At 47.4% G+C, this 25,956-nt stretch carries 23 protein-coding genes and 1 pseudogene; 5 read left to right on the forward strand and 19 right to left on the reverse strand.

Annotation, left to right across the window (positions count from 1 at the left end):
* Positions 1-38 precede the first annotated feature (38 nt).
* The 12 genes from hfq to ACESLK_RS20400 all read right to left on the reverse strand — a co-directional run bounded on the left by hfq (position 39) and on the right by ACESLK_RS20400 (position 16,142).
* Positions 39-281: an RNA chaperone Hfq gene (gene hfq / locus ACESLK_RS20345; RefSeq protein WP_041065833.1), complete on the reverse strand. Its 243-nt coding sequence runs from the start codon at positions 279-281 to the stop codon at positions 39-41.
* Between the two features lie 30 nt (positions 282-311).
* Complete coding sequence (gene miaA / locus ACESLK_RS20350; protein WP_373231537.1) at positions 312-1,295, reverse strand: tRNA (adenosine(37)-N6)-dimethylallyltransferase MiaA; 984 nt, start codon at positions 1,293-1,295, stop codon at positions 312-314.
* Positions 1,288-2,067, reverse strand: coding sequence for a class I SAM-dependent methyltransferase (locus ACESLK_RS20355; RefSeq protein WP_373231538.1), 780 nt, complete (start codon positions 2,065-2,067; stop codon positions 1,288-1,290). Before ACESLK_RS20355 ends, miaA begins: the two co-directional genes overlap by 8 nt.
* Positions 2,064-3,998 carry a DNA mismatch repair endonuclease MutL gene (mutL, locus tag ACESLK_RS20360; RefSeq protein ID WP_373231539.1) on the reverse strand — a complete coding sequence of 645 codons (1,935 nt, stop codon included), beginning with the start codon at positions 3,996-3,998 and terminating at the stop codon, positions 2,064-2,066. The genes ACESLK_RS20355 and mutL overlap by 4 nt, the downstream gene beginning before the upstream one ends.
* 17 nt (positions 3,999-4,015) lie before the next feature.
* Positions 4,016-5,440, reverse strand: a complete 1,425-nt coding sequence (locus tag ACESLK_RS20365; RefSeq protein WP_373231540.1) for a S41 family peptidase — start codon at positions 5,438-5,440, stop codon at positions 4,016-4,018.
* Positions 5,437-8,088: a DNA mismatch repair protein MutS gene (gene mutS / locus ACESLK_RS20370; RefSeq protein WP_373231541.1), complete on the reverse strand. Its 2,652-nt coding sequence runs from the start codon at positions 8,086-8,088 to the stop codon at positions 5,437-5,439. Before mutS ends, ACESLK_RS20365 begins: the two co-directional genes overlap by 4 nt.
* A gap of 184 nt (positions 8,089-8,272) precedes the next feature.
* On the reverse strand, positions 8,273-10,087 hold the full coding sequence (locus ACESLK_RS20375; RefSeq protein ID WP_373231542.1) for a glycoside hydrolase family 43 protein: 1,815 nt from the start codon (positions 10,085-10,087) through the stop codon (positions 8,273-8,275).
* A gap of 153 nt (positions 10,088-10,240) precedes the next feature.
* Complete coding sequence (gene fni, locus ACESLK_RS20380; protein ID WP_373231543.1) at positions 10,241-11,296, reverse strand: type 2 isopentenyl-diphosphate Delta-isomerase; 1,056 nt, start codon at positions 11,294-11,296, stop codon at positions 10,241-10,243.
* A gap of 18 nt (positions 11,297-11,314) precedes the next feature.
* Positions 11,315-12,775, reverse strand: coding sequence for a putative amidoligase domain-containing protein (locus ACESLK_RS20385; protein ID WP_373231544.1), 1,461 nt, complete (start codon positions 12,773-12,775; stop codon positions 11,315-11,317).
* A 189-nt stretch (positions 12,776-12,964) separates the two neighbouring features.
* Complete coding sequence (locus ACESLK_RS20390) at positions 12,965-13,528, reverse strand: outer spore coat protein CotE (protein ID WP_373231545.1); 564 nt, start codon at positions 13,526-13,528, stop codon at positions 12,965-12,967.
* Positions 13,529-13,626: 98 nt separating this feature from the next.
* Positions 13,627-14,598, reverse strand: a complete 972-nt coding sequence (locus ACESLK_RS20395; protein ID WP_373231546.1) for an aromatic acid exporter family protein — start codon at positions 14,596-14,598, stop codon at positions 13,627-13,629.
* A 14-nt stretch (positions 14,599-14,612) separates the two neighbouring features.
* Positions 14,613-16,142 (reverse strand): carboxypeptidase M32, encoded by a 1,530-nt coding sequence (locus ACESLK_RS20400; protein WP_373231547.1) that lies wholly within the window; start codon positions 16,140-16,142, stop codon positions 14,613-14,615.
* A gap of 124 nt (positions 16,143-16,266) precedes the next feature.
* Here ACESLK_RS20400 and ACESLK_RS20405 point away from each other — a divergent pair, with 124 nt between their 5' ends.
* Both ACESLK_RS20405 and ACESLK_RS20410 read left to right on the forward strand, forming a co-directional pair.
* The gene (locus ACESLK_RS20405; protein WP_373231548.1) at positions 16,267-16,608 is read left to right on the forward strand and encodes an iron-sulfur cluster biosynthesis family protein; all 342 of its coding nucleotides are present in this window, start codon (positions 16,267-16,269) and stop codon (positions 16,606-16,608) included.
* 20 nt (positions 16,609-16,628) lie between these two features.
* A complete protein-coding gene (locus tag ACESLK_RS20410) occupies positions 16,629-17,207 on the forward strand; it encodes a beta-class carbonic anhydrase (protein ID WP_373231549.1) in 579 nt (192 codons plus the stop codon).
* On the opposite strand, the gene ACESLK_RS20415 is transcribed toward ACESLK_RS20410, so the two are convergent.
* Both ACESLK_RS20415 and ACESLK_RS20420 read right to left on the reverse strand, forming a co-directional pair.
* A complete protein-coding gene (locus tag ACESLK_RS20415; protein ID WP_373231550.1) occupies positions 17,170-17,754 on the reverse strand; it encodes a DUF309 domain-containing protein in 585 nt (194 codons plus the stop codon). The two genes, ACESLK_RS20410 and ACESLK_RS20415, sit on opposite strands and share 38 nt — an antisense overlap.
* Positions 17,738-18,718, reverse strand: a complete 981-nt coding sequence (locus tag ACESLK_RS20420) for an aldo/keto reductase (RefSeq protein ID WP_373231551.1) — start codon at positions 18,716-18,718, stop codon at positions 17,738-17,740. Before ACESLK_RS20420 ends, ACESLK_RS20415 begins: the two co-directional genes overlap by 17 nt.
* Positions 18,719-18,885: 167 nt before the next feature.
* Here ACESLK_RS20420 and ACESLK_RS30110 point away from each other — a divergent pair, with 167 nt between their 5' ends.
* Positions 18,886-19,125 (forward strand): YczF family membrane protein, encoded by a 240-nt coding sequence (locus ACESLK_RS30110; RefSeq protein ID WP_483862622.1) that lies wholly within the window; start codon positions 18,886-18,888, stop codon positions 19,123-19,125.
* 1 nt (position 19,126) lies between these two features.
* Here ACESLK_RS30110 and ACESLK_RS20425 read toward each other — a convergent pair whose 3' ends face one another.
* From ACESLK_RS20425 to ACESLK_RS20435, 3 genes are read right to left on the reverse strand one after another with little or no spacing between them, the layout of a single operon-like run.
* Positions 19,127-20,248: a GerAB/ArcD/ProY family transporter gene (locus ACESLK_RS20425; protein WP_373231552.1), complete on the reverse strand. Its 1,122-nt coding sequence runs from the start codon at positions 20,246-20,248 to the stop codon at positions 19,127-19,129.
* 31 nt (positions 20,249-20,279) lie between these two features.
* Positions 20,280-21,491: a Ger(x)C family spore germination protein gene (locus ACESLK_RS20430; protein ID WP_373231553.1), complete on the reverse strand. Its 1,212-nt coding sequence runs from the start codon at positions 21,489-21,491 to the stop codon at positions 20,280-20,282.
* A complete protein-coding gene (locus tag ACESLK_RS20435; RefSeq protein WP_373231554.1) occupies positions 21,481-23,076 on the reverse strand; it encodes a spore germination protein in 1,596 nt (531 codons plus the stop codon). The genes ACESLK_RS20430 and ACESLK_RS20435 overlap by 11 nt, the downstream gene beginning before the upstream one ends.
* A 249-nt stretch (positions 23,077-23,325) precedes the next feature.
* On the opposite strand from ACESLK_RS20435, the gene ACESLK_RS20440 reads away from it, so the two are divergent.
* Together ACESLK_RS20440 and ACESLK_RS20445 are read left to right on the forward strand one after the other, a co-directional pair.
* On the forward strand, positions 23,326-23,853 hold the full coding sequence (locus ACESLK_RS20440) for a class I SAM-dependent methyltransferase (RefSeq protein WP_373231556.1): 528 nt from the start codon (positions 23,326-23,328) through the stop codon (positions 23,851-23,853).
* A complete protein-coding gene (locus ACESLK_RS20445; protein ID WP_373231557.1) occupies positions 23,850-23,981 on the forward strand; it encodes a hypothetical protein in 132 nt (43 codons plus the stop codon). Before ACESLK_RS20440 ends, ACESLK_RS20445 begins: the two co-directional genes overlap by 4 nt.
* 149 nt (positions 23,982-24,130) lie before the next feature.
* Here ACESLK_RS20445 and ACESLK_RS20450 read toward each other — a convergent pair.
* Together ACESLK_RS20450 and ACESLK_RS20455 are read right to left on the reverse strand one after the other, a co-directional pair.
* A pseudogene (locus ACESLK_RS20450) lies at positions 24,131-24,907 on the reverse strand (winged helix DNA-binding domain-containing protein).
* Positions 24,908-25,247: 340 nt separating this feature from the next.
* Positions 25,248-25,956: RNA-guided endonuclease TnpB family protein (locus ACESLK_RS20455; RefSeq protein ID WP_373231558.1), on the reverse strand; the 709-nt coding region annotated here is incomplete at its 5' end.

A 25,956-nucleotide genomic window follows, 5' to 3' on the forward strand; every position in this document is an offset into this window, starting at 1 on the left:
GGAAAAGTTTCACGAATGCGGCATCAGGCGATACCGAATTAGTTGTCAGATCCGCTTTCTTGCTGCATGAGGGAGACATTACGCTGCGGCATAAACGTGCTTATCGCATGCTTATAAACCATTTGCTGGCGTCCCTCGCTGTCAATCACGATGGTGAAGTTGTCAAAGGCGCGGACAACGCCGCGGATTTGAAACCCGTTGGTCAAATAAACAGTGACCGGAATGCTGTCTTTGCGAAGTTGATTGAGAAAAGTATCCTGGATGTTAATGGACTTGTTCATTGGCCGTAAACCTCCATCGCCACACAATATTTATGAGAGATTATATTCAAGATCAATCTGAAACTTTCCTGCTATTATAGCACAGATCTGAATGAAAAGTTCGGTGTTTTTTGCACCGTCCCCAACATCGACCCATTCCAGCTCTTTCATATGCCGAAACCAGGACAGTTGTCTTTTGGCAAAATGGCGGGTATCCCGCTTAAGGATTTCTACAGCAGCTGCAAAATTTACTTCTCCCGCTAAATAAGCGGTGATTTCTTTGTAACCTAGTCCTCTCATCGAGATGGCATCTCTAGGGACGCCCGCCCGCAATAAGGAGCGAACTTCTTCTACTAGCCCGGCATCCAGCATTTCATCAATTCGTTGTTCAATCCGACGGTATAAGTCAGCCCGATCCATTGTTAGTCCAATTAAACACAAGCGGTAGGGAGACTTCTTATCATCTCCTCGAGATTGCTCTTGAACGATAGAAAGCGGCTTGCCCGTCAGATGAAATACCTCTAATGCACGTATAACTCTCCCTTCGTCATTGAAATGAAGCTTAGCTGCGGTATGAGCATCAACCTTTGTCAGTCGATCATGCAGCGCTTGGGCTCCGTGCTTACGGGCAAAGGCGCGCATCTCTTCCCTAAATTCATTGCTCGCGCCTATATCATGGAATTGAAAGCCGTAGCAGACGGATTCCACATATAATCCTGTACCCCCAACGATAAAAGGCAAACGCCCGCGACTATAAATATCCTGAATTTTTTCACTGCATAAGCTTTGAAATTCCGAAACAGAGAAAGGATGCTCCGGCTCACAGATGTCGATGAGATGATGGGGAACTCCTTCTCTCTCCTGCGGCATCAGCTTCGCCGTTCCAATATCCATTCGGCGATACACCTGCATGGAGTCCCCGCTGATGATTTCAGCGTTGAAGACTTTCGCGATCAGGAGACTTAAAGCAGTTTTCCCCACTGCCGTAGGCCCCACCAATACGAGCAGCGGCGGGCGTTTATCCAGCTCATTCATCAATCGTTATCACCCCGTATGCGACCGCGGACGTGGACACTCTTACGCGGCTAAAGCCGAGTCGCTGGAATTGTCCACTATCGCGGTGATCTTTAAGTATTACCTTCTTTCGGGCAATGCGAATCGCATGCTTGACCGATTCCTCCGTAAGCGGTTCGTTATGAGCCTGAGATCGAAGGGGAAGCAAATTACTCGAGGTTGAAATCGGCTTTTCGAACATCGGATCAAAATAGACGATATCCGCGCTGTTGTCTTTCATCTCACGCAATAATTCCTCGTGATGACCATGAACGGTTTCAATCGTCCGCAGAGCCGCGTCCACCTCCGGCAGACCCGTTTCATAAATTTGCAAGCCTTCTCGGACAACAACATGGAGAACTTGAGATGCCTCTATCGCTATGACCCGCCCTCTCGGCCCCACTGCGAAACTAAAGACGAGCGCATCGGAGCACAGGCCAGCCGTACAATCGATTACGGTCTCGCCGGCTTTCACGTCAGATACCGTAAGAAGAGTATCCGTACCGCCGGTTATTAACCTTTTGAGCCGAACGATGGCCATGCTGGGATGGAAGAAAAACGGCTGCTGATTTACAGACAATAGCCTCACTTCTCTACGGCTAACGACAACAATTTCATCCGCTCCATGCTCGGAATAAAGGCTTTTAATCGTTTTATTAGATCTTGGAACATAGGGGGCTTGAAGCTCTGTCGCAAGGTGAAGCGCCCGAAGGGCGATTTCCGCCGGCGGGCGCTCCGTTGTTGTTACGATCAAGACTTCACCCGCTTAAACATTTTCTCGAGCTCATAGGTGCTAAAGCTAACGACAATGGGCCGTCCGTGCGGGCAAGTATAGGGCTGACGACAAGTTCCAAGCCGTTCCAGCAGCTTTTCACCTGCTTCCCTTGTTAAGGCTTGATTCGCTTTAATTGAGGCTTTGCAGGAGCACATAATGGCAGCCTTTTCTCTTAACACATGCAGATCCACACTTCGTTCATCAATAATCCACTCTGCCATCTCTCGGACGACTGCCGCCTCATCTCCGCTCGGAAACCAATGAGGAACCGCTCGTATAATAAAGGTATTGCCACCGAAATCCTCCATGTATACACCGGCGCTTTGAAAAGCCGCAAGACGTCCTCTTAGCACTGAGCTTTCATCTGGTGCAAATTCAAGCGTGACCGGAAGAAGCAGCTCTTGACTAGCCTCCTCCGGACGACCGAATTTGTCATAGTAAAACTCATAATGAATGCGCTCATGGGCAGCATGCTGATCAATTAAATACAAGCCGGAGCCATTCTGGGCGACGATATAGGTTCCATGCAGCTGGCCGATCCAGCCTAGCTCCGGGAAGCTAGGTGCCTGAGGCTTGAAATCCGGGACAGCAAAAGCCGACTTCCAGACCTGCTCCGGAATTTTATCAGCAGGCTGCTGATTCCTTGGAGCTATTCGGTCCTTGGAAAAACCGCCTCTGTCGGTTGGATTACTGCGCTCTCTCGGCTGTGTTATATCTTCATTCGAGAATGCAATGTCCCGAATTTGGGTCAAATCCAACTCATAGGCAGGCTTGCTTTCCCTTATCCGAGGTTCTTCTAATTGAACAGAGGCCGCAGATTCGTGCTGCGTCACTTCCTCGGCAGGCACTTGAAAACGAATTTGATCCTGAACCCATGTATTCGGCTTCGTCGAACGGATAGCCGCGCCTGACGGGATATAAGCTTCACTGCTTAACGCCTGCTTGACAGCTGCCTCTACGAACGACCGCAGCTCATTCTCCTTGCTAAATCGAACCTCTAGCTTCGCGGGATGCACGTTGACATCCACAAGCGTCGGGTGCATTTTCAGATGTATCACAGATAGCGGATATCGATGTAATGGCAGCAAGGTATGATACGCCTGCATAAGCGGTTGCACGACAGCTTGACTTCGAACGTAGCGGCCATTGATCAGGACGGTAACGGCATTACGGTTTGCCCTTGTTTCGACGGGGAGCGCGGTTAATCCGTAAATCGTGTAATCGGGATTCTCCTGCTTCACCTCTACCATCGCTTTCGCGGAGGAGGTCCCATAGATCGCCGCAATCACTTGACGAAGCTCGCCATTTCCAGGCGTACGCAGCAGGTTATTCCCATTGTGCGCAAACGTAAAGGCAATATCCGGCCTCGCGAGCGCTTGTCGGTATACGACATCGGACAGATGACCGAGCTCGGTCTGTATCGTCTTCATGTATTTTAATCGTGCGGGCGTATTGTAGAACAAATCCTTAACGATCATCTCCGTGCCCTTGGGAGCGTTCGTATCCCGATTCGTTACGAGAGTTCCGCCTTCAATCTCAATTACACGCCCTAGTCCGCTCTCATCAGTCGCACTAACGCATTTAACCTTCGCTACCGCCGCTATACTCGGTAACGCTTCTCCCCGGAATCCGAGTGTAGAAATCTGGAACAAATCTTTACCGGAAGAGATCTTGCTGGTTGCATGCCGCTGGAACGCAAGCAGTACGTCATCCGATTGAATTCCTGATCCATCGTCTGCTACTCTTATAAGCGTCAGACCCCCTTCTTCGGCGGCCACGTCAATGCGGGAAGCACCCGCATCAACTGCATTTTCTATTAATTCCTTCAGTACGGAAGCCGGCCGTTCGACCACCTCTCCGGCTGCGATCTGATTCGCTAAATGTTCATCGAGGGGACGGATAATACCCATGCCGACTCACTCCTTTTTTATTCATTTACCGTAATCTTTACCGAATCTCCAGATACCGTATAACTGACGTTCGAGAACCACTTTTTCAAAACGCCCGCATGAATGCTCGATTGCCCGTCTACAATCTTGAGTCGAGAATCATTGGTTTTAATCCATTTTACGATGGTGCCTTTGGTAAGGATTACGGCACGCTTCTTCGAGTCGTATTTCAGCTCAGCTCCAAGCACATATGCGGCAAGCCTCATATTAATATACCAACCATTTGTTTCCTTGAAAATAATATCCTGTTGAGATATTCGTACACCATTAACCGTCAACGAACCTTTTCCTGCGGTTAGGGAAACTATTTTGCCTCCGACGGAGCGGAATGCCCCAATTAGCTGTTCGGCAGCACCTTCAAGCGGAATATCTGGTTTCAATCCGACTTTGTCGACCTTGCGTCCTGTTGGCGTGTAATATTCCTGAATCGTAATCTTAAGCATCCCGCCGCTCTGGAGCGGAATTAGAGATTGTACAACGCCTTTGCCAAAAGTGTTCGTTCCCGCGATCTTAGCAACACCATAATCCTGCAATGCACCTGCAAGAAGCTCAGAAGCGCTGGCTGAATTCCCATTTACCAGAACAACAACTGAATATGGCTTAGCAGTCCCGCTGACGATCAGCGGGTTATCGTTCCCATCCCGATCACGCATATGGGCGAGAACGCCATCCTTGATGAAAAGCCCCGCGATGTCTTGCGCCGCCGTTACATATCCGCCGCCATTGTTGCGAAGATCAAGCACTAGTGAAGTAAGTCCTTCTTTCTCGAGCTCAGCCAAGCGGTTTTTGACCTGGCTGGCCGCGTCAGAAGTAAATCCGGACAAGGCTAAATAACCGACACCGTCTCCAAGCATGCGCGTGGTAACGATGGGAATGTGCAATGATTTACGCTCGATATTGAATTTCAACGTTTTACCATTCCTGGAGATACCAAGAACGAGATTAGAACCCTCAACTCCGCGAACCTCGTTTTGGATTTCGGATACCGTCTTCCCTGTCAAATCCTTGTCATCCGCCGATAGGATCGAGTCTCCGATAACTAATCCCGCCGATTCCGCGGGGCTACCAGCAATGATGTCTTCGATATATACGATTCCATTGTCTTCGCTCATGACAATACCAATTCCAACGAAGGTTTGCTCTAGCGCCGAATTGAATATTTGCCATTCTTCTTCATCGAAATATTCCGTGTAAGGATCATCAAGAGAATCGACCATACCATCAATAGCCTCATTGCTGAGATCCTCGTCATCAGGCTTGCTTAGGTGATACTTCTCCAGAAGATCACGAACCTCTTGGAGCTGTTCTGTGCTTTCTCCGAAAACGACAGGTGTCCAAGCACTGAATATAGCTAAAGATAAGATGAGCGCAAGTGATAATCTCCATCTTTTGAAGCGTATCATCGACTTTCCCCACTCTCTGTCAATTGATTCTTCGCATCGTTTAACCATTCTAACGCTTGAAAAGGCGTCATTCGCATAATATCCAGCTTTCTGAGCTTTTCGAGCAGCTTGTCGTGGGCTGTATTCTTATTCGGTTTACTTGGCTTGGCTGCTTCCCCGAACAGTGAGATTTGCTCAACGTTTGTACTAGCGACGATTGGCGTTTCAATATACGCAGCCGCTGACTCTCTAACTGCTGGAACTAATGTAGACTCAAGCAAGCCCGTTTCACTCAGTAAATGGTACGCTCTTGACACGATGATTTCTGGTAACCCCGCTAGCTGAGCACAGTAAATGCCATAGCTGGAATCAGCCGCGCCCGGTACGAGCTTTCGCAAGAAAGTAACGCCGTCCTCACTTTCCTTCACCGCCATACATCCATTGCGAAGTCCGGATAAGGAGCTCTCCAAATGCGCCAGCTCATGAAAATGCGTGGATACGAGAGCCTTACAGCCAATGTGATTATGTACATATTCAATGACCGATTGCGCGATCGCCATCCCCTCATCTGTAGAAGTACCTCGGCCAAGCTCATCGATGATGATAAGGCTTCTCTGCGTTGCTTGCTCGGTCATCACTTGAATATCCTTCATCTCGACCATAAACGTGCTTTGTCCGCCAACCAAATCATCGGCCGCGCCAATCCGGGTGAATATTCGATCAACGAACGGCAACACCGCGCGTTTCGCCGGTACGAAGCAGCCGATTTGGGCCATCAGACAGATCATGGCCACCTGACGCATATAAGTACTCTTACCTGCCATATTAGGGCCTGTTATAAGCAGAATCGATCCGTCTGATGCCGTTAACGAAGTATCGTTGGATATAAAAACGCCATTCTCGTTCACAGCTTCTACAACAGGATGACGACCTTCATCGATCTTAAGATCATATCCTTCACCGTCTTGCCAGCTCGGGCGGGAATATCTGCGTTCTGCACTTGCTTCGGCGAAGGCTTGCAATACGTCCAAAGCCGAGACACTCTCAGCCAAGCGCTGTAATCTAGCCATTTGCCCCGCTATTTCATCGCGCAGCGCAATAAAACGTTCATACTCCAAATCAAACATGCGATCTTCCGCTTCAAGTATGAGTGCTTCTTTCTCCTTCAGCTCAGGAGTCACATATCTCTCGGCATTGGCTAAAGTTTGTTTACGCTCGTAGCGACCTTCCGGTAAATGAGTCAGATTGGCTTTTGTGATCTCCAAATAGTAACCAAACACCTTGTTGAAGCCGATTTTAAGCGACTTAATACCCGTAGCTTCCCGCTCCTGCCGCTCCAGCTCGGCAATCCACTGCTTGCCGTTCTGACTTGCTTCACGAAGCTCATCAAGCTTGGCATCATACCCTGGGCGGATTAATCCGCCGTCCTTCAAGGATACAGGAGGCTCCTCCGCAATCGCGCGATCTATGGCTGCCGCTATATCCGAACAGGGATCCATTCTGTCAGCTAATGCGGTTAAAGGCGCAGCATTAAGACTTCCGCAGATGGCTTGGATTGCAGGAATCCGTTTCAGTGAGTTTTTGAGAGCATTCAAATCCCTTGCGTTCGCAGTGCCATATGCTATTCTTCCGGCAAGGCGCTCTAGGTCATATACTTCGCCAAGCTCGTCTCGAAGCTCTTTACGAAGCATCCAGTCTTGATTTAGCGCCTCGACCGCATCCAATCTGCGCTCAGCCTCTTCACGATTGAGAAGAGGCTGGTCAATCCATCTCTTTAGCAAGCGTGCTCCCATTGCCGTTCGTGTTCTATCCAGCAGCGAAAGAAGTGAACCTTTGCGTGAACGGTCGCGCACGGTTTCCGTTAATTCCAGATTACGCCTAGTGAAAGCATCAAGCGACATATACGATTCCGAATCGTAAGCTTTAACCGAGCGCAGGTGTGCTAGAGATCGCTTCTGTGTCTCGTTCAGATAAGAGAGGAGAAGAGCCACCGCTTTCTGGCGGACAGGTTCGTGAGAGTCCCAGCGTTCATTCGGGAATTGCTCGGTAAGCTCACTTACATCTACTGTCTCTCTTACTGTTGTTACTAAGCTCTTCGATGATGGATTTTTATCCGAAGTCATCGTAGCAATGGCGGCTTCGTCCCCTACGGCTTCCGATGGCCGGTATACGTTCATCACATTCATTACCGTCTCGCGAGATTCCGGGAATGAAGTCAAATACAGCTCACCCGTCGTTAAATCGCACGCCGCAATTCCGAAGCGCCCCAATTGCTGGGCGGCTCCCACAATAAAGTTATTCGACGCTTCTCCAAGCATTTTCGAATCCATAACCGTACCCGGCGTCACGATCCGAACGATTTCTCTGCGAACGACGCCTTTGGCTTCTCTAGGGTCCTCTACTTGCTCGCACACCGCAACCTTGTAGCCTTTATCGATAAGTCTAGCAATATAACCTTCCGCGGCATGATAAGGAACTCCGCACATCGGGATTCTTTCCTCTTGCCCGGCTCCTCTACCCGTCAACGTAATTTCAAGCTCACGCGAGGCGGTTATCGCATCCTCGAAAAACATTTCATAGAAATCGCCAAGACGAAAAAACAATAGAGCGTCCTTGGCTTGTTCTTTAACCGATAGATATTGCTCCATCATAGGGGTATATCCAGCCATGCTCTTCCTCCTGTGATCCTTAAAGACTGCTTATTTAGTTCAATATCTTATTATAGCAAAAACTAAATCTGCCCGGACAGTCAGATCCCTTAAAAAAGAAAAACAAACCAAAGCCCTCATCCTTATTCAAGATGGGGGCTGTTTGATGTTACGAACTATTCATAATATTAATCAGGTTATATATCTATAGCTGCACCTGCTGCATCAGCCCATCCTCGCCGAAGGTGAGCGGGTCAATGCAGACTTCGCGATGAAAGCCTTTTCCCTGTGTAAACCGAGTCAGCGGCGTGACAAACCGGTGATAAGCAATCCAATACTTATCGGTGCCGGGCTCCTGGAGAATCGCATGATGACCGGTGCCGAGCATATCCTTTTCCTCATTTTTGACAAGTACCGGGTAACGGTAAGTTACCGGCCCGTAAAGATGCTCCGCCGTGCCATAGTTCACGTGGTAATCCTCGCTGCCGGTGTCGTCGCAGGACCACGTGAAGTGATACTGCCCGCCGCGCCTCAGAACAGTGACCGCCTCCCGGAAGTCGTCCAGGCCGACAAGATTTTTCATCGTATCCTCAATTACGTTTACCATATCTTCGCTGAGCTGTACAATTGCAGGGTGTGCATTTCCAAACAGCAGGTAAGCTGTACCATCATCCTCAATAAAGACGGATGGGTCAATGGTCTGGCCCATGGCGATACCAAGACGCTTCATCAGTTCCATGGTAACAAGCGGCTGCGGCTGTGCGCGAAACGGGCCTGCCGGAGTCTCGGCAATCGCAACACCCATGGCGCTCTCTCCGCTTTTCATTTTGCCGCAGAAATAATAGTAATATTTACCGTCTTTGCTGGCAATGGCCGGAGCCCATGCGCTGCCGACAGCCCAGGGTACATCTTCCGACGCAAGATCCAAAATCACGCCTTCGTCTCGCCAAATACGCATGTCAGCCGAAGAAAACGCATGAAATTGCGTGCCCGACCAGTCCGTGAAGCCATCGGTTGTGGGATAGAGGTAATAGCGGTCACCGAACTTCACAAGGTCCGGGTCGGCGAATTGCCCGGGTAACACCTGATGGCCGTCGCCAAAAGCCTCCAGAAGGCGGCTGCATTCAGCAAAGGTAATAGGGAGAACTCCGCCATGGCGTTTCTTGGTTTTCCCTAAATCGAAAGACCCTTCCGGCAGAACCCGGAATTCACCGCCTTCAAGGTCGGAGGTCAGCAGGGGAAGGTAGCCCTTTCCTTCAGCAAAGCGATCCACAATAAGGCACCACTCCTCGCGGTCGTTGAGCTTGAAAATTTCCGGACCTTCCACACCTAACAATTCCTCCAAAACCGGAACGCGCAGATTGGTAAATGAGTCTTTTTCCAGCGATGTACCTTTTTCGACCCGGATATTCTTAGTCGTTTCATCCTTGGAATAACGGTAGTATGTACCGCCCTCGGCAATTATCGTGGTGTCAATGATGTGGTTTTCCCGTTCAATATACTTTTCAGGCGTTGTAAAGCTGCGAAAATCCCTGGTACGTGCGCTATAGATTTTTTGTTTCCGCTCTTTTTCCTGCGGCTCCTGCGTCGCGGAGGCCCAAAACACTAGAAAATCGTCCGCCTCTTCGTCATAAATCGCCTCCGGCGCCCAGACGCAGCCGGCTCCCGGCACTTCAAGCGTGACTGCCCACGGCGAAGACCAATTCACCAGGTCGGCGGATTCCCATATGATAATGTCGCGGCTTCCGGCAGTCGACGCAGCGGACCAGCCCTTTCCGTTTGCAATGCAAAGATCCGTGGCAATCAGATAAAACTTGTCCTCCTTAAGCGAGCGCACTATAAACGGATCTCTCACGCCCTTTTCCCCCAGCTCGGAACGCAGAACCGGTAAGCCCGCGTTCAGATCTTTCCAATGCAAGCCGTCCTCGCTGTAGGAGAAATATACCTGCTCGCCGTCAGGCTGTTCACCAATAAAATGCACCAAAAGAAAACCTGAATATTTACGATTATGTACTGACAAAATAAAGTCCTCCTGTTGCGGTTATGACGCATAAAATAATGTATTTTGAAGTCTCATTTTATCATAATATCACATATCGCGACTCAGCACCCTTAATGCTGCAGAGGTCCGTTGCGTTAATGCAGAGTCGCGATAGTTTGATTGGATTCGGTCTCACTTCTGTATAAGTCGGCGAGTACCGCTTAGATGCTTCAAATTCACGGCGCCGATACCGAACATCGCAGCCCGAAGCTCGAACTCAATCCTTCCGAACAGCTCATCGATTAGCTCGTCCGAATGAATTGCAGGAGCAAGCAGCGCACGCCCAAACGATGCAAGATTAGCACCAAGCGCAATTCCTTTAGCGGCATCAACACCATTTGTAAGTCCGCCGCTTGCTATTAAATAAGCGTCAGGCGCCACAACTCTCGCCTCTCGGACACAATCTGCCGTTGGAATCCCCCAATCTGCGAAAGCGTCTGCAGCGGCCGTTCGGATAGGATCCGTGGAGCGAAACTTTTCTACCTGGCTCCATGAGGTTCCCCCGGCACCTGCCAAATCAATAAACGATACTCCCACATCCAGAAGCGCCTTAGCTGTTTCCCCGTCTATCCCCCATCCAACTTCCTTAACACCTACGGGGAATTCCGCATTCTCGCATAATTGTTCAATCCTGCCCAGCAGGTCGCAGAAGTTACTATCCCCATCGCTCTGGAATAGCTCTTGCAATCCATTCAGATGTAATACAAGCGCATCTGCTTCCGTTAGCTCGACAGCCTTCCGGCACTCGTCAATTCCATAACCGTAATTAAGCTGAACGGCTCCCAAATTCGCTAGTAACGGAACATTCGGCGCATATTTGCGAACTTGGAAGGAAGGAGCGGTATGCGGATGTTCTATCGACGCTCTAACGGAACCGAGCCCCATAGCCCATCCTCTTCTCTCCGCGGTTGCCGCCAGCCGTATATTAATACGTGTTGCTTCATCCGTTCCGCCAGTCATCGAGCTTATCATAAGCGGTGCTTTCATAAAACGGCCTAGAAATTCGTTTGAAATATCGATCTCTGCGAAATCAATCTCCGGCAGCGCCAAATGGCGAAATCGATAGCGATCAAATCCGGTTCCTTCTCCCTGTCCTTTTACTTCCTCATACAGACAAATATCGACATGCTCTTTTTTCCTTCGTGTGATATCTGTATTCGTTTCCGAAGAAAATATCTGCTCTGTCATCTCTGTTGCCTCTTTCCCTCAATAAATCGGAATCCGCCACTTTACTCGAATGTCCGCAGACTCATCCCAGCTCCGGTTTCGCTTAATAGCGTCAAATACGAAATCGATCGGCTCGCGATATACAACATAACCAGCCGTGCGGCTAATTGCAACATACATACGTTCCGCCGCCTCAAGCAGAAGCGTCCGGTCACCCTCATAGAATGCATCCCGATAACATTCCTCATCCAACGGCCGATCGAAAGCAAGCTCGCGAGAATGCTCTGCCGCGACTTTAGCAAGCGCGAATGCTCCCAATGCAAGACGCGGCGACACGAGCCAGCTAGGTGGAGTTCGGTATTCAAAGCCGCCATGGGGCTGTCGCCGCACATCGCCTAACGAGCCATAACGTGGACGCCTCTTTGCTGCCTTAAGCGGCTCCAACACTCTCAGCGGAAGCGCGACTGCATTGTCCAGCGCTCTCAGCCGCTCACCAGTCAGAATCATACCGCTAAGGTGCACATGACCGCCGAGAGGCAATCCGGGTACAGGCGATGCACCGGCTTGCCACTTAAGCGGAACACCAGCTGTTCTTTGCGACGCAACTCTAAGCAGGCGTTGTATATCAGCAGTAACATCGGCAGGATTGCTTGATGGTCTTGGCCTCAGCTCCACAAGCGGCCATCTGCGTTCACCGCGAATCCGCACGGAGTCGCAGCCTGCAGCTCCTTCTGGAGAGAAGTAACGAGAAGCCGGTACGATACGCCCTTCTGTGGACAAGAGAACGAATTCTGGGTCCGCTCCAAGAGTAGCTTGTACGCCATTGGTTATCTCTTCTCTCCATGCTGTTGCAAATGCTGTAATGACCTCTCTAAGATGCTGCTTTCCAATATTTCCAATATTGGTTAATCTTGAAGAGATACCTATGACGATAAGCTTCCCTTGATTACTGAATAGCAGATCTACTTGACCGAAATCCAAACCGAGTACGTATAAGGCACGAATTGACATTCTTTCTGCCGGTCTCCAAATAACATGATCCTTAGTAAGAATTGCACGATCTGACAGGTCTGCACCAAATTTAAGTTGGTTAAATCTCGAGGAGTTCAAATAGCTGCTTCTCATTTCAACCGCTTCCAAGCCCCAAATTGTAACCGTTATTCGCTTGCTGTTAAGGTCAAAAGCACCTATTTTTGCCGATAAGCCTTCCCTTCGGAGTCTTCTCTCGATTTCCGCAGCCGGTAAGCTTGAAATTTGATCCGATTGTATATTTAATATCCAAGGAGTGTTATGCCGACCCTTTTCTTGCAGCTCCTGATGTTCCCCCGTTAGCTCCTGGATTGCCCTTTCCCTCTCACCTTGCTTGCCGACCAACATCACACAGTCATCCGGACTTGCGCTCAATAGATCATTTATCCGGGGAATCCCCAATTTCTCTAACCAAGCAATACGTTTATTTCCTTCCATGCTCAACCACAACTTACCCGTTTGGCCCATCATGCGGCATCCCTCCGCATACACGGAAAGGGTCCTCCCGCGGACGACGTGTTAGCGCCGAAGCCGAATGACCCTCTCCCATGTTCGCCTTTGTTACAATCAGGCTTATCCTGCTGCCCACGATAGGGCATCCGCCCTCGAATTCTGCTGAGCCTCTGCATAGACTTAAGTACCGGCTAACGACCGAGCCGATTACAAATCGTCTTCCAGTAAATCAGAATCGAGATCCTCGAAATCCCCATCGTCTTCAAGACCGAAGTCGACGTCTTTCCCATCATCGTCGGATCCGTTAGGATCAACCACGACGTACACTTTTGTTTCCGCCACCATCTCCACGGCGAATTCACGTTCGACGCGGATGAGGACGGAAGAACCGTTGGCACTGATCGTTGCTTCCACGCAATTAGGCTCCTGCGTTGCATCCGCAGCTACCTCTTCCGTGGAAGTACGATGTTTCGGGTCTACGTACGATAAGTTAACGAGCTCTACATAAGAGATCGTTTCTTTCGCGACATCCGTTTGCGAGTTTTTGTTGTACGAATACCAGATGTTAATATCGTAAGACCCGATTACCTCGATTCCGTCCCCGGATTTCACCGCTTCATACTGGTGATTGATGATCCACGCTCCCAGGATGCTGGTCGGGTGGTGCGGCGGCGTTACGGTGTGGGTAATCGTCGAGAACTTACGGCCTTTGCCGCAAACCGCTTTCGTGATGATTTCCCTTCGTTGCAGCCGTTTATCCGCAATAGCCATTTCGGTAGACCTCCTCCATACGATCAATTCACTTAAAGTCTATGCAGGACATTCGTCTAGAGTGACAAAAATGTAATAATGCATAGAGCCTTTACGTTTCATTGTATGACCGCTTTTGCAGAAGTTGCCTTCCGTTTTTTCTCACGACTGGCAATCGCTAAATACCGACGTAATTCTCTTAATAATTGAAAGAGTGAAGATCGAATTTCAAATTCATCGCGGGTAGCAGGCAGCGGCATTCCTCTGAAGCTTGCTTCTAATTCAATTAACATCCGTTCCGTTTCGCCTTCATAATAATCGGATTTCACATCCTCGGTCAGTCGATCGAACAGTAAGGCTATATGCTCCGCCTGTGGAACATGCTTGGAAACAAATGCAATGGATTCCATCATTAACTGAATGGATTCTAGCTGCTGCTGACGCATTTGATAATAAAGCTGCCAAGGCTCGTCCTGAGGAATGAGTCTATTTTCACGTGCACGATTGGCTACCTCTATTCCATTTTCGATTACTGCCTCTGTTTCAAGCACTTCCTTCCCGTCCCATAGAGAATCGGGATTCCGTAAATGCTGTGCGAGGCGGAGAAAGATATCCGAGAAGCCTTGCTCTGTTCTGTTGCGCAATGCAGCAAGTGTCTTGCTTTCCTTGGGCATATAGATTAAATTAAGCACCGTTGCCCAACCTAGTCCAATCGCTAATAGCTGGAGCTCAGTCATAATTACATCCAGCGTGACCTCGCCCCGTGCGAACAGATGGAATACGATGACAGAGCCCGTAATGATTCCGTCCTTCAATCCCGTCCGTGCTAGTATGGGATAAGCAATTAGAATATAGACGGCCAGCACCCATATATGAAATCCGATAAATTGAAACAAGATGGAGGCCATCAATAATCCTAGTACGGAAGCCATAAATCGCGTAAAAACAATTCGGATTCCCTTCCAGCGCGTCGTTTCCACTCCCAAGATTGCAAGCAATCCAGCAGACAACGGATTATCCACACCGATTAAATAAGCTGTATAAATGGCAGCTAATGTTGCAACCGCTGTTTTGATGACGCGGAAGCCCATCCTTAATCCCTCCGCTATTCTAGGTGGTATATTTCTCGATATTTATTTTCCAAGTAGTCACACAAATGAGAGGATTCCAGCGATTTCCCGCTTATACGCTCTATGATCTCTCCCGGCTGCAGAAGCTTCCCGTGCTGGTACACTTGCTCCGTGAGCCATTCCTTCAACGGCAGCAGCATACCGGAAGCTACTTGTTGGTCCAGAGTAGTTATCTTCTGTCGTGCAATAACCATCATTTGTGCCGCGTACATGTTCCCCAGCGAATAAGAAGGGAAATAACCGAATGCTCCACCGGACCAGTGAACATCCTGCAGAACGCCCTCAGCGTCATTGCTCGGTGTAATTCCTAACGCTTCTTGATATTTGCGATTCCAGACAGCGGGCAGATCCCTTGGAGATAAATTATCGTTAAACAGCATTTTCTCAATTTCGTAACGAATCATGATATGTAAATTATAAGTCAGTTCATCCGCTTCAATCCGAATTAAGGAAGGCTCTACTACATTGATTCCACGGTAAAAATCTTCAGCAGATACCTCATCCAGTTGTCCGGGGAAACAAGCCTGCAGATCTGGCAAGTAACGTTGCCAGAATCCAAGACTGCGTCCGATCATATTCTCCCACAGACGAGATTGGGACTCGTGGATCCCCATGGATGTTCCAGTGCTCAGCGGAGTACCGTTCAGTTCAGGCGTAATGTTCTGCTCGTATAGGGCATGACCGCCTTCATGAATCGTACCGAACAATGCGCTTGTTACATCATGGAGTAAGTAGCGGGTCGTAATCCGCACGTCACCTGTGCTCAGTCCTGTAGCGAAAGGATGTACGCTTTCGTCCAATCGTCCTGCCTCGAAATCGTAGCCCATATCCTTAAGAATAAGCTTACTGAATTTCTTCTGCGCTTCCTTGTCGAAGGTTCCCTGCAGAAAAGTCGTATCCGGCCTATGCTTGGAATTCGCAATCTGCTCTGCCAGCGGGACAAGTCTAGCCCGCAGTTCGCCAAACAGTCGATCCAACTCAACAGTTGTGAGGCCCGGCTCATACATGTCCAGAAGAGTATCATACGGCGTGGTCTTCACACCCCATAGCTCGATAAATTGGCGGTTGATTGCAATGATTTTCTCTAAGTAAGGGACAAAACCGGGGAAATCATTGTTTTCCTTCGCTTCTTCCCACGCAGATTCGGCCTGAGAGGTGAGGACGACATATTCCCGGTACAGCTCAGGAGGGATCTTGCGGTTGCGCTCATATTCCTTAGCAGTCTCTTCTACAAGTCGGCGGTTTATATCGTCCAGCTGCTCCTTTTGAGCAGGCTCACTTAATTGGGCTAGGAGTTCACCCATCTCGGCAGAGGTAGAGAGCTTGAACGTTTCGGCAGACAGTGCGCCCACAGCTTCCGAACGCATTTCAATTCCTTTGCGCGGAGCTCCAGTTCGCATATCCCAATAGACGACACCTAAAATTTCTTCATATTGTTTAATTTGACCCGTTAACTCTCTAAAGCGCTTTAAAGGTGATGTTTGCGCTTGTTTAAGCTGACTCATTGGGCACAACCTTTCAACGTTAAGTATTGTCTCCTTGATCATACTCTCCGTAAAATTTATAATCAACTTACTCGATTTATTTCTAGCTAACATTCTTGTTGTTTAATGAAAGGAGTTTATTCCGATGTTCATACACTGGAGCGATGAAGCGATCGCAGAAATGAAGTCGCGCTTTGGACCTGAAACCCGGTTATGGAAGCTTGTGTCTGATTCAGAGGACTGCGGATGCTCCGTTAACGGAGTGCCGACCTTTTGGGCTGTAAGTGCCCCTGAGAGCGGAGAATTAAAGGCGGAGAGCAATGCTTTTGAAGTCTGGTATGTGCCGCAGCACGCCGTTTTTTTTGACGAACAATTACGTGTCTCCTACCATTCGAAAAACCATAGCTTTCAATTAGCAAGCGATGGCCAAATTTATACAAATCGATTGAAATTAACAGATAAACGTTCAACAAGTGCCGCTCTGTAGATAGATAGGAGGAAATAGCAATGCGGAATATCGATGAGATTATAGCTTTTAACCGAGAATTTGTAAAAAATAGAAGCTACGAGGAATATTTAACGGACAAATTCCCGGAGAAACGTATGGTTATCGTCACCTGTATGGATACCCGCCTGACAGAGCTTCTTCCCAAGGCAATGAACCTGAAGAACGGCGACTCGAAAATCATTAAGAACGCTGGAGCAATCATTACCTCTCCATTCGGTAACATCATGCGCAGCGTTCTGATTGCCTTGTATGAATTAAATGCTCATGAGGTTTATATTATTGGGCATCACGAATGCGGAATGACCGGCCTTGACCCTAATAACGTAGTCGCTCATATGGAAGCACGAGGAGTTCAAGATCATGTTATACACACGCTTCGGCATTCGGGCATAAATCTGAATCGTTGGTTGACAGGCTTCGACAGCGTAAGGGAGAGCGTCGAGAATAGTGTCGATATCGTTCGCAACCACCCTCTCTTACCGCTGAGCACTCCGGTTCACGGACTGATAATCCATCCGGGAACAGGAGAGCTTGAAGTTGTCATTGATGGCTATCGTTACTTGGAATTACACGGCTGAGCGCTTTGCGCTTAGCTGATTCTGCTCTTGCATTCACAACCTCGCCGCGATCTCGTGTCTGGTGCCGATGGATCACTTGGTCCCCCGCCTCCAAACCATGAATTGCCCACGTATAACCCAACTCTCGGCATTTCAGCTGTGCGGCTTCTAATAATTGGCTGTCTCTAATGGGTAGTTCTATATCCTCATAGGAGGCTGCAGCAAGACTCCAATCATGAACGGCATTCTTTATCCGCCTTACCAGCTCTGCTCCATCCAACCCCAGCTTATCGAACAGCTCCGCTTCCGCTTCTTCTGCAGCCTTACCCATCAGTTTAATCGCTCCGGTCCAGTTGCCCCTTCTTGCATGATACAAACAAACCGATATACGGATCAGGACAAGCCAGCATGTTCTATAGGGCGAATGAGGATGCGCCTTCCAATACTCCTCCATAATCTCATGGCATTCAAAATAATCACGAGAACCGTAATACTCTGCCAAATAATGAATATATTGTTCCGGATAATCGAATTTAGACATAAGATCATGGTTACCAAGCATAGGCATTCGGTGCAGAACCTCCGGGTCCTGGGAAGATTTCGTCCAGACGCGTCAAAGTAGATTCATCCAGTACGATATCTACAACGCGCAGTGCGGTTTGCAATTGATCGAGCGTTCTTGGTCCGATGATAGGTGCCGTCATCGAAGGTTGAACCAGCGTCCATGCCAATGCTACATTCGCTTCGCTTTCCCCAAGCTCGCGGCACAAGGCTTCGAAGGCATGCAATTGATCGCGATGCTTCTCTACCCGTTCTGGATTATTCGCTCTCTTCGAACCTTCTATCGGCTTTAGGGCATGTCCGCTTAATAAACCTCCATCTAGAGGACTCCATGCAATGACGCCGATACCAAGCTCTTCAGCTGCAGGCAGAACCTCTAATTCTGGCAAGCGGCAAAGCAAGCTGTACTTGTGCTGCTCGCTGACAAGCCCAAGCATACGGTTCGACTTGGCTTCATATTGAGCTTTTACCAGGTCGCGCCCTGCAAAGTTACTCGAGCCTACATAGCCAATCTTACCTTGGTGAAGAACAATGCGGAAGGCTTCCCATAGCTCGTCCCAAGTGACACTACGATCAACATGATGCATTTGGAATAGTTCAACATGGTCAGTCTGCAATCGTTTAAGAGAAGCGTCCAAATGGCGGCGGAGCTTATAAGCAGATAATCCCGCTTCTGAGTTCGGGCCATCTGACTTATCGCTCATATCGCCATAAAATTTAGTCGCCAGCACAACCTTCTCGCGACGGCCTCCGCCCTGAGCGAACCATCGGCCAATAATCTCCTCGGTTCTGCCCGCATTCTCACCCCAACCATATATGTTCGCCGTATCAAAGAAGTTAATTCCGGCATCCAAAGCTGCATCCATTATACGGAAAGACTCTTTCTCATCCGTATCTACACCGAAATTCATCGTCCCGAGACAAAGCTTGCTTACCTTTAATCCGGATCTCCCTAATTGACTGAATTTCATTTGTTTACCACATCCTCTATTAATAATAATTCCTTTTCCTACTCTATTTTAACGTAATAGAGTAGGCAAAGGAAACGTCATCCCCCTCTCGGTTATTTTCTATTTTGTTGGAAACACTAACCCAGATAAAAGTTAGTTATATATATAGTTCATAGGCTGGTGGTTTCATGAAAATAATAGGTATCTTTTTCCTGCTCTTATTGTTATCCATGGCTTACGCTATTTTGGCCGATTTAATAGTGGGATTGAAACTTTCCATGTCTCTGAGAAATATGATAAGCCCTTTATGGGTTATGACAATAGGAGAGTACGTTATCTTGTTCCTCTTTCTGTCTTTAATGCTGGTTTCACCCATCCATTCTCTCTTTAAAAAAAAGAAGCAAGCACAACAGCATAAAAAAACGTAACTTACCTTTTATTCTTTTGGGAATTATTTGAACGATACAGGCTGAACCTTTTGCGAATGATATGCACCATTAGAAGCAGCACGGGAATTGCAAGAGCATAAATCGGCAAAATGGCTTTTAAATGAAAGCTTCCCTCTTCAATATGCTCTGTCCAATTTTCTGAAATGATTACCGAGGAGAAAAGGACCACAATACCAATAGGCAACACCAGCTTCTGTTTTTGTACGTTGAATATATCCGCAGCCACGATCACTGCGGCATAACAAAAGATTGCGATCTTGAAAAAATCGCCAATAATCAAAGTGAGGATTACAATAGCATCCAACCGTTGCAGGAAGTCCGCTATGTTCACTAAGCCTATCATCGAAAACAAAGGAAAAGTAGATCGTTCGTACATATTAATCCCAAGAACAGAGATTTCAACCGCGTGCGTGAAACTTAATATGATTCCGCTGAAAATTAAAGCGTACACTCCTGTCTTTCTTCCCAATTGGCTTCTATTTAAATACGGAAGTATCGTGGTAAAACAAATCATTTCTCCGAATGGAAACATGAATATATTGGGATATGCTGCCTTAAAGACGGGTACCCACCCTTTATGAAACATAGGAAACATATTTTTAAGATCGATGATGCCGGAAAATAGTACAAAGATATTACCTAAAGCACCTAAACAAATCAGAATGATCAGGTATATTTCTCCAAGTCTTGCCAAAACCTCCATTCCTTTGTATAGTACATAAACCACAGCCATGATCATTATGGCATTAAGCACAAATACTGGCGTCTGATCATACGTGGAGGTTGCCAGCAGGTCGCCGGCATCTCGCAAGTCTCTTGAACCGTTATAAATAAAAAAAATAACATATGTTAAACACAATGGCCATCCGATATATTGGCCCAGTATTTTCCGGGCATAACCGCTTATAGGCAGATCCGGATACTGGCGATAAAGATAATCATAAACTAGAAATAGCAGGATGCCTCCCAATAATGCAAGGAATATCGAAAACCAAACGTCTCGTTCTGCCGTAAGTCCTATTGGAACAACAAGTGCAGTACCCACTTCGAACAGCACGATCAAGGCAAACAATTGCCTTACGTTAATTTTCGATTTATCCATTTTGTCCTATACCACCCTCCGTTGCCCCTTATCACTTTAGTTCCGATAAATAAGAATTCACGCGCATGCCCGGACGCCGGATGAATGCATCCACCTTGACATCTACCTCGCTTACAGCAAATGTCTCGTTCCAATCCTCCTTCATTTTCTCCCACGCTTTCGGATTTGCACGATCTACGGCTTCCCCAAAACCAAAGATATCGCTTTTTTCACTCTGGGCGGTTTCTATAGCCTCCATGACTTCTTTCTTAGTCTCCTTTACCCATGCTTGTTCCAATTTTTCGATTTCCTCTTTCTTACTCAGATCGATTGGACATTTTATCTCGCCAACATTTCCTTCTTCCCGTATATGAATATTTATCCTCGGTTTGCCGGCTTGAACTTCGGCTTCAACATTCGTTTGTGACCTAATAATTTCAATGGCAATTGCATCTTTCTTTTTTTTGCAATCGAGCTCCAAAATGGTGCTTTTCATTTTATTTTGAATCCATACGGCACCTCGTGCCTCACGCCCGTCCAGCCAGCTTTTTAGCTTTCCATCCTTAAAAAGACCAATCCCATTAATCTCAATCGTGGCTGGTGGCGTAGTCTGTTCCATGTTGGATACTCCTCTTCCTTTTTCCGTGTTTCCAAGGATACTGACTCCGCTGATAACGGGTTCCCTTCCCTTGCTTACTACCGCCTTAATCACATCTTCTATATCAACTTCAATATTCTCTGACCATACCTTCGAAGTAAACTTGAGTTTTCCAGCGATACTGTTTGCCGGAATTTTTTCCAACGGCGTAAGTATTCGTACAACAGTCCCCGCATCGACGCCTCTAGATACAAGTATGGTGGAAGTAAGACGGAGTTCATGAGATCTTTCGAAGAAATCAAATAGTTCGTTGATTCCTTCCTTAGCAAATGATTCTCCGATGATTAGCATTTGAACGTGCGCAAAGAAAAGCCGACGCGGTACTTTTTGCGATGATTTGCGGATCGCTTCGAACAGGGTATTTCCTGTTCCCGAATAGACCGTTACCGGTGTAACGTTTCCCCCTCCTCCTTTTGCTCCCGGAGCTACGGCTTCCGTATTAACAATTTGAAAAGATACCTGATATTCATTATTCTTCGGCGCTTTATCTATCCCCATTACTACGATAATAGCCAGGTCTTTCAGCGATCTCATATTCCAACAGCTTGTTAACAGCATTGCCATCCCCATAAGCATAATGGTTGGCATCATCCATTTAGCTTTCATCTATATCCCCCTTAGTCTTATTGCTCTGTTGCTTAGGAGGAGATGTCTCTAAATCTTGCCCCATTCGAGTGTTATTTTTTTGGCTAATCAACCGCGGGCGTGAAACGAGTGTTTGGAAAGGCAGACGCAACAGGCTATCCTTCTGATCCTCTAGAATAAACGGAGCAAGCGGAGCCATATAAGGAATCCCGAAGGAACGTAAACCGCACATGTGGGCTAAGATGATTATGCTGCAGATCGCGATCCCGTAAAAACCCATCAACGCGGCGGAAAACATCATTACAAATCGGAGCAAACGTATGGAAATCGCCATATCAAAAGCCGGGGTGGCAAAACTGGCGATTCCCGTAATAGCGACTACGATAACCATCGCCGAAGATACAATCCCGGCTTCCACAGCTGCTTGTCCCAACACAAGCGCACCTACGATCGATACCGCTTGACCGATCGCCCGCGGCATGCGAACACCGGCCTCGCGCAAAATTTCAAAACTAACCTCCATCAATATAGCTTCGACAAATGCGGGGAAAGGAACGCCTTCCCGCTGCGCTGCCAGACTGATCAGAAGCGGAGTCGGAATCATTTCTTGGTGGTACGTAATGGATGCAATATAAATAGAAGGTCCAAATAAGGAAATAAGAAACGCTGCATACCTTAACAAACGAATCGCTATTGCGATGTCAAAACGTTGATAGTAGTCTTCGGCAGACTGAAAATACATAAAAAACGTGGTAGGTGTGATGAGAACAAACGGAGTTCCGTCCACAATTATAGCTATTCGCCCTTCCAACAAATTTGCGGCGACACTATCCGGCCGCTCGGTATTGTAAAGCGTAGGGAATGGGCTCATTGTTTTGTCCTGAATCAACTCTTCGATATAACCGGACTCTAAGATTCCATCAATTACAATATCATTCAGCCTTTTGTTTACTTCCTGCAGAAGTTTATCGTTGACGATCCCTTTGATATACATGACCGCTACGTCCGTTTGCGTCACGTCGCCGATTTTCATGACCTCAATCCATAAATTGGGGCTTTTAATCCGGCGGCGAATGAGGGATATATTGGTACCTATCGACTCTGTAAAACCATCCTTAGGTCCGCGAATAACCACTTGCGATGAAGGTTCCTCTACCCCTCTGGATTCCCCTCCTCTCGTTGAACCGCTTAAAGCTTCCGCTGATCCGTTAATCAAGATGACTGTGTCTCCGGACAGTATGGACAGCATTATTCCATTCCAATCCCGGATGACTTTTACTTCTCCAATGGCAAGCACCTTATCTTTAATAAAGTCAAAGACATTTTTATCCGAACCCATGGTTCCAGCTGTCTGCGCAGTAGCTTCGATCATCAAGGAATGCATGACAAAATGATCTACCAGCTTCTTATCGACCAAATTATCGACAAAAATGGCGGCTGCCCGAACCTTAAGGCTTACAATATCAAATTCGCGGAATATTACATCAGGGCTGTTTCCAAGTTCCTGTCTAATCCGGTGAAGATTGCTTATTAAATCTGGATGTAAGCGAGAATCGCCAGTATGAATAGTGTTCGATTTTTTACGTGATCTTTTCCAAAAGGACATGAATCTCCCTCCATCTATATCTTCACATTTATTCACTTCCGAATGCGTTATTATACTTGCAGCCCCGTTGAGAAGGATTATTTTACCTTGAATACATCTGAAACCAATTAGATAAATTATGTTTGTTATCTACTGCAATGAGGGGAGTTCCATTCCATGTATTTATCACCAAGATTGTATCACCGTATTGTACGTCCACAATGGTTCACCCGAAGACACATACACAATCACATCAAAAGTCATTTTAGAATGGAAAATAATATCGTTCTGGATTTTGGTTGCGGAACAGGCGCGAACTGTTGTATGAGCGGTGCCGATCATTATTATGGGGTAGATCCGGATATGCAGAGAATTCAATTTGCCAAACAATTATATCCGAATCATAACTTTAAGGTTTTTGATGGGAAACGATTACAGATTCCAGACCGAACGGTTGATCTTATACTGATTGTTGCGGTCCTTCATCATATTGCCGACGATCAAATCACCGAATATCTGTCCGAATTCCGCAGAGTGCTAAAGCCGGAAGGAAATATGATTGTGATTGAGCCCTATTTGTCCCAAACAAACAAGTTCAACAACTGGTTTATGACACGATATGACAACGGTGAGTATATTCGGAATGAAGATAATTACCTTCTGTTATTCCAAAATCAGCAATATGAATGTAGAGTGTTGAAAAAGTTCCGAAAATGCCTTCTTTACAACGAACTTTTTTTTACTGCCACTCCAAGAAGTGATTTTGCAAGTATAAAACAGGAGGAGATACTCAATTGAACATCATGGACGGAATGGATGCGGCCCGATATAAATCAGGAAATCCGGAGCAGAAACCCAAAGTAATGAAAAAAATAAAGAAAGATAAAGATATGCCGATGGTACTAAGAAATCTAAACAACAAGTGATGGCTGTTTAAATGAAAGCCTAATTACCCGCTCTAAATACTGACGGGGGGTGCTGCCTGATGGCAGCACCCCCCGTCGATGTTCATATCCGCTGTGCTATCCAGCACATAAGCAGATAAGTATTTCATAACTTCCTACTTGAGGATCTATTATTCCTTCACTTGAAGGGATGTCGAAGCAAGAGGCAATCCCATAAATGCGCAATAGTGCCCGGCAGCATCGATGATGCTCTCTACTCTGTCTTTCAGAGGCACAAACAGGTTCATCTCGATGTCGATCCCTTTTTTCTTGATTGTTCGTTTCCATATGCCGGCGACTTGACCGTCGATGACAATAGTTGGCATAAACACCCCGTTATTACCAGGGACAATTTGGGGTGCATATTCCGCTCTTAATACCGCACTGCGGTCTTTATAGCCGAGCAGATACTCATCATATCCCGGAAGCAGAAAGACACTCGGCCTTTCATCCATTTACCCGGATTGGGAAGAAACGGCCCACCAGTATTCCTGACCGTTTGCCTTTTCCGACATCAATTGGTACCGGGCAGCTTCGATTCCCTGCCTAGCATCTGAGAGCGTGATCCCAGCCCACCAGGCAAAATCTTGAACGGTTACAGGTCCATGACCGCCAAAATAACGTTCTGCGAGCAATGCAAGCGATTCATCTACGGATAATTCCTTAGCACGGGGCACCCACTCATCCAGCAATACAAAAGTTTGCTGATTACCCTCCCTAGGTCCAAGACAGATGAAGCCGGACTCCGCGATATACCACAGCAGGTGATACCCGCGCTGATTCTTAGTACTGATCCCTGTTTCCTCCAGCAATTGCATGAGATTGGGGCGGGATATTCGCTTGTTCCCGTGCAATGCGTCATGAATCATTTGCTTGCAGCGTTCTATGATCTCTTGCGTAAGTTCCAATTGGGCTTGTCGGACTTACCGCCAGCAATATGCTGATTAAGCAGCCGATGGAATGGAAATCTTTGCTCTATCATAAAATGCCTCCCAAGTCGGAATATTCGTTCCTGTTTCGATAATGGATATGGGTCTTACTAACAGATAGATCAATAACAGAATTGACAGAACCGCCTGGAAGGGTCAATCTCTGTTTCATTTGTTAATGAGTATATAATATCAAGGAAATCTATTCTATTATTGAACTCTCCCACCACCTGCGTCATAGCCGCTGAGGTGGGGGATTCTTGGATAATCGAACCTATCGGTTCAAACTTGACCAAGCGATCCCTACCATTCCGGCAGTTCAGGCAGTCATCGCTGCCAAACGCAATCCTTCTTTCTTAATATTCATGCTGGCGTTCCGATCTCGGTCATGGTGAGCCCCGCATACCGGACAATCCCATTCCCGAAGCGACAAACTTTTTACCTCCGGGTTACGATGTCCGCAGCTTGAACACAATTGGCTGGGCGGGTAATCTTTCGCCACCACGCTGATCGTACGTCCATACCATTTCGCTTTGTATTCCAGCATCGCCCGGCACTTCGACCATGACACTTCGGATATCGCTTTGGCCAGCCTCTCGTTTTGCAGCATGTCCTCTACCTGCAAATCTTCCAGACATATCGTTTGATTTTCACGTATCCATCGGGTGGTGAGTTGATGCAGGAAATCCTGCCTGCTATTCATGATTTTCTCATGAATCAGAGCGACTTTCCGCTTCGCTCGGTGCCAATTGGTTCCCCCTTGCTTGCGGCGAGACAAAATCCGTTGCCAGCGTATAAGCCGTTTCTCATGCTTACGCAGATGTCTGGGATTTTCCCTTTCCTCTCCGCTGCTGCATACAGCAAATTTCTTTAGCCCAAAGTCTATTCCAATAGTGGTGTCCCGCTGAGGCAATGGAACGATGTCTACCTCACAGACGATAGACACAAAGTACTTGCCCGCCGCGTTCTGTCTTACGGTGGCCGACAGGATGCGGCCTTCTATCTCGCGCGATTTGGCAAAACGGACC

Source organism: Cohnella sp. (genome assembly GCF_041640265.1).
In the GTDB taxonomy this organism is placed as follows: Bacteria; Bacillota; Bacilli; order Paenibacillales; family Paenibacillaceae; genus Cohnella.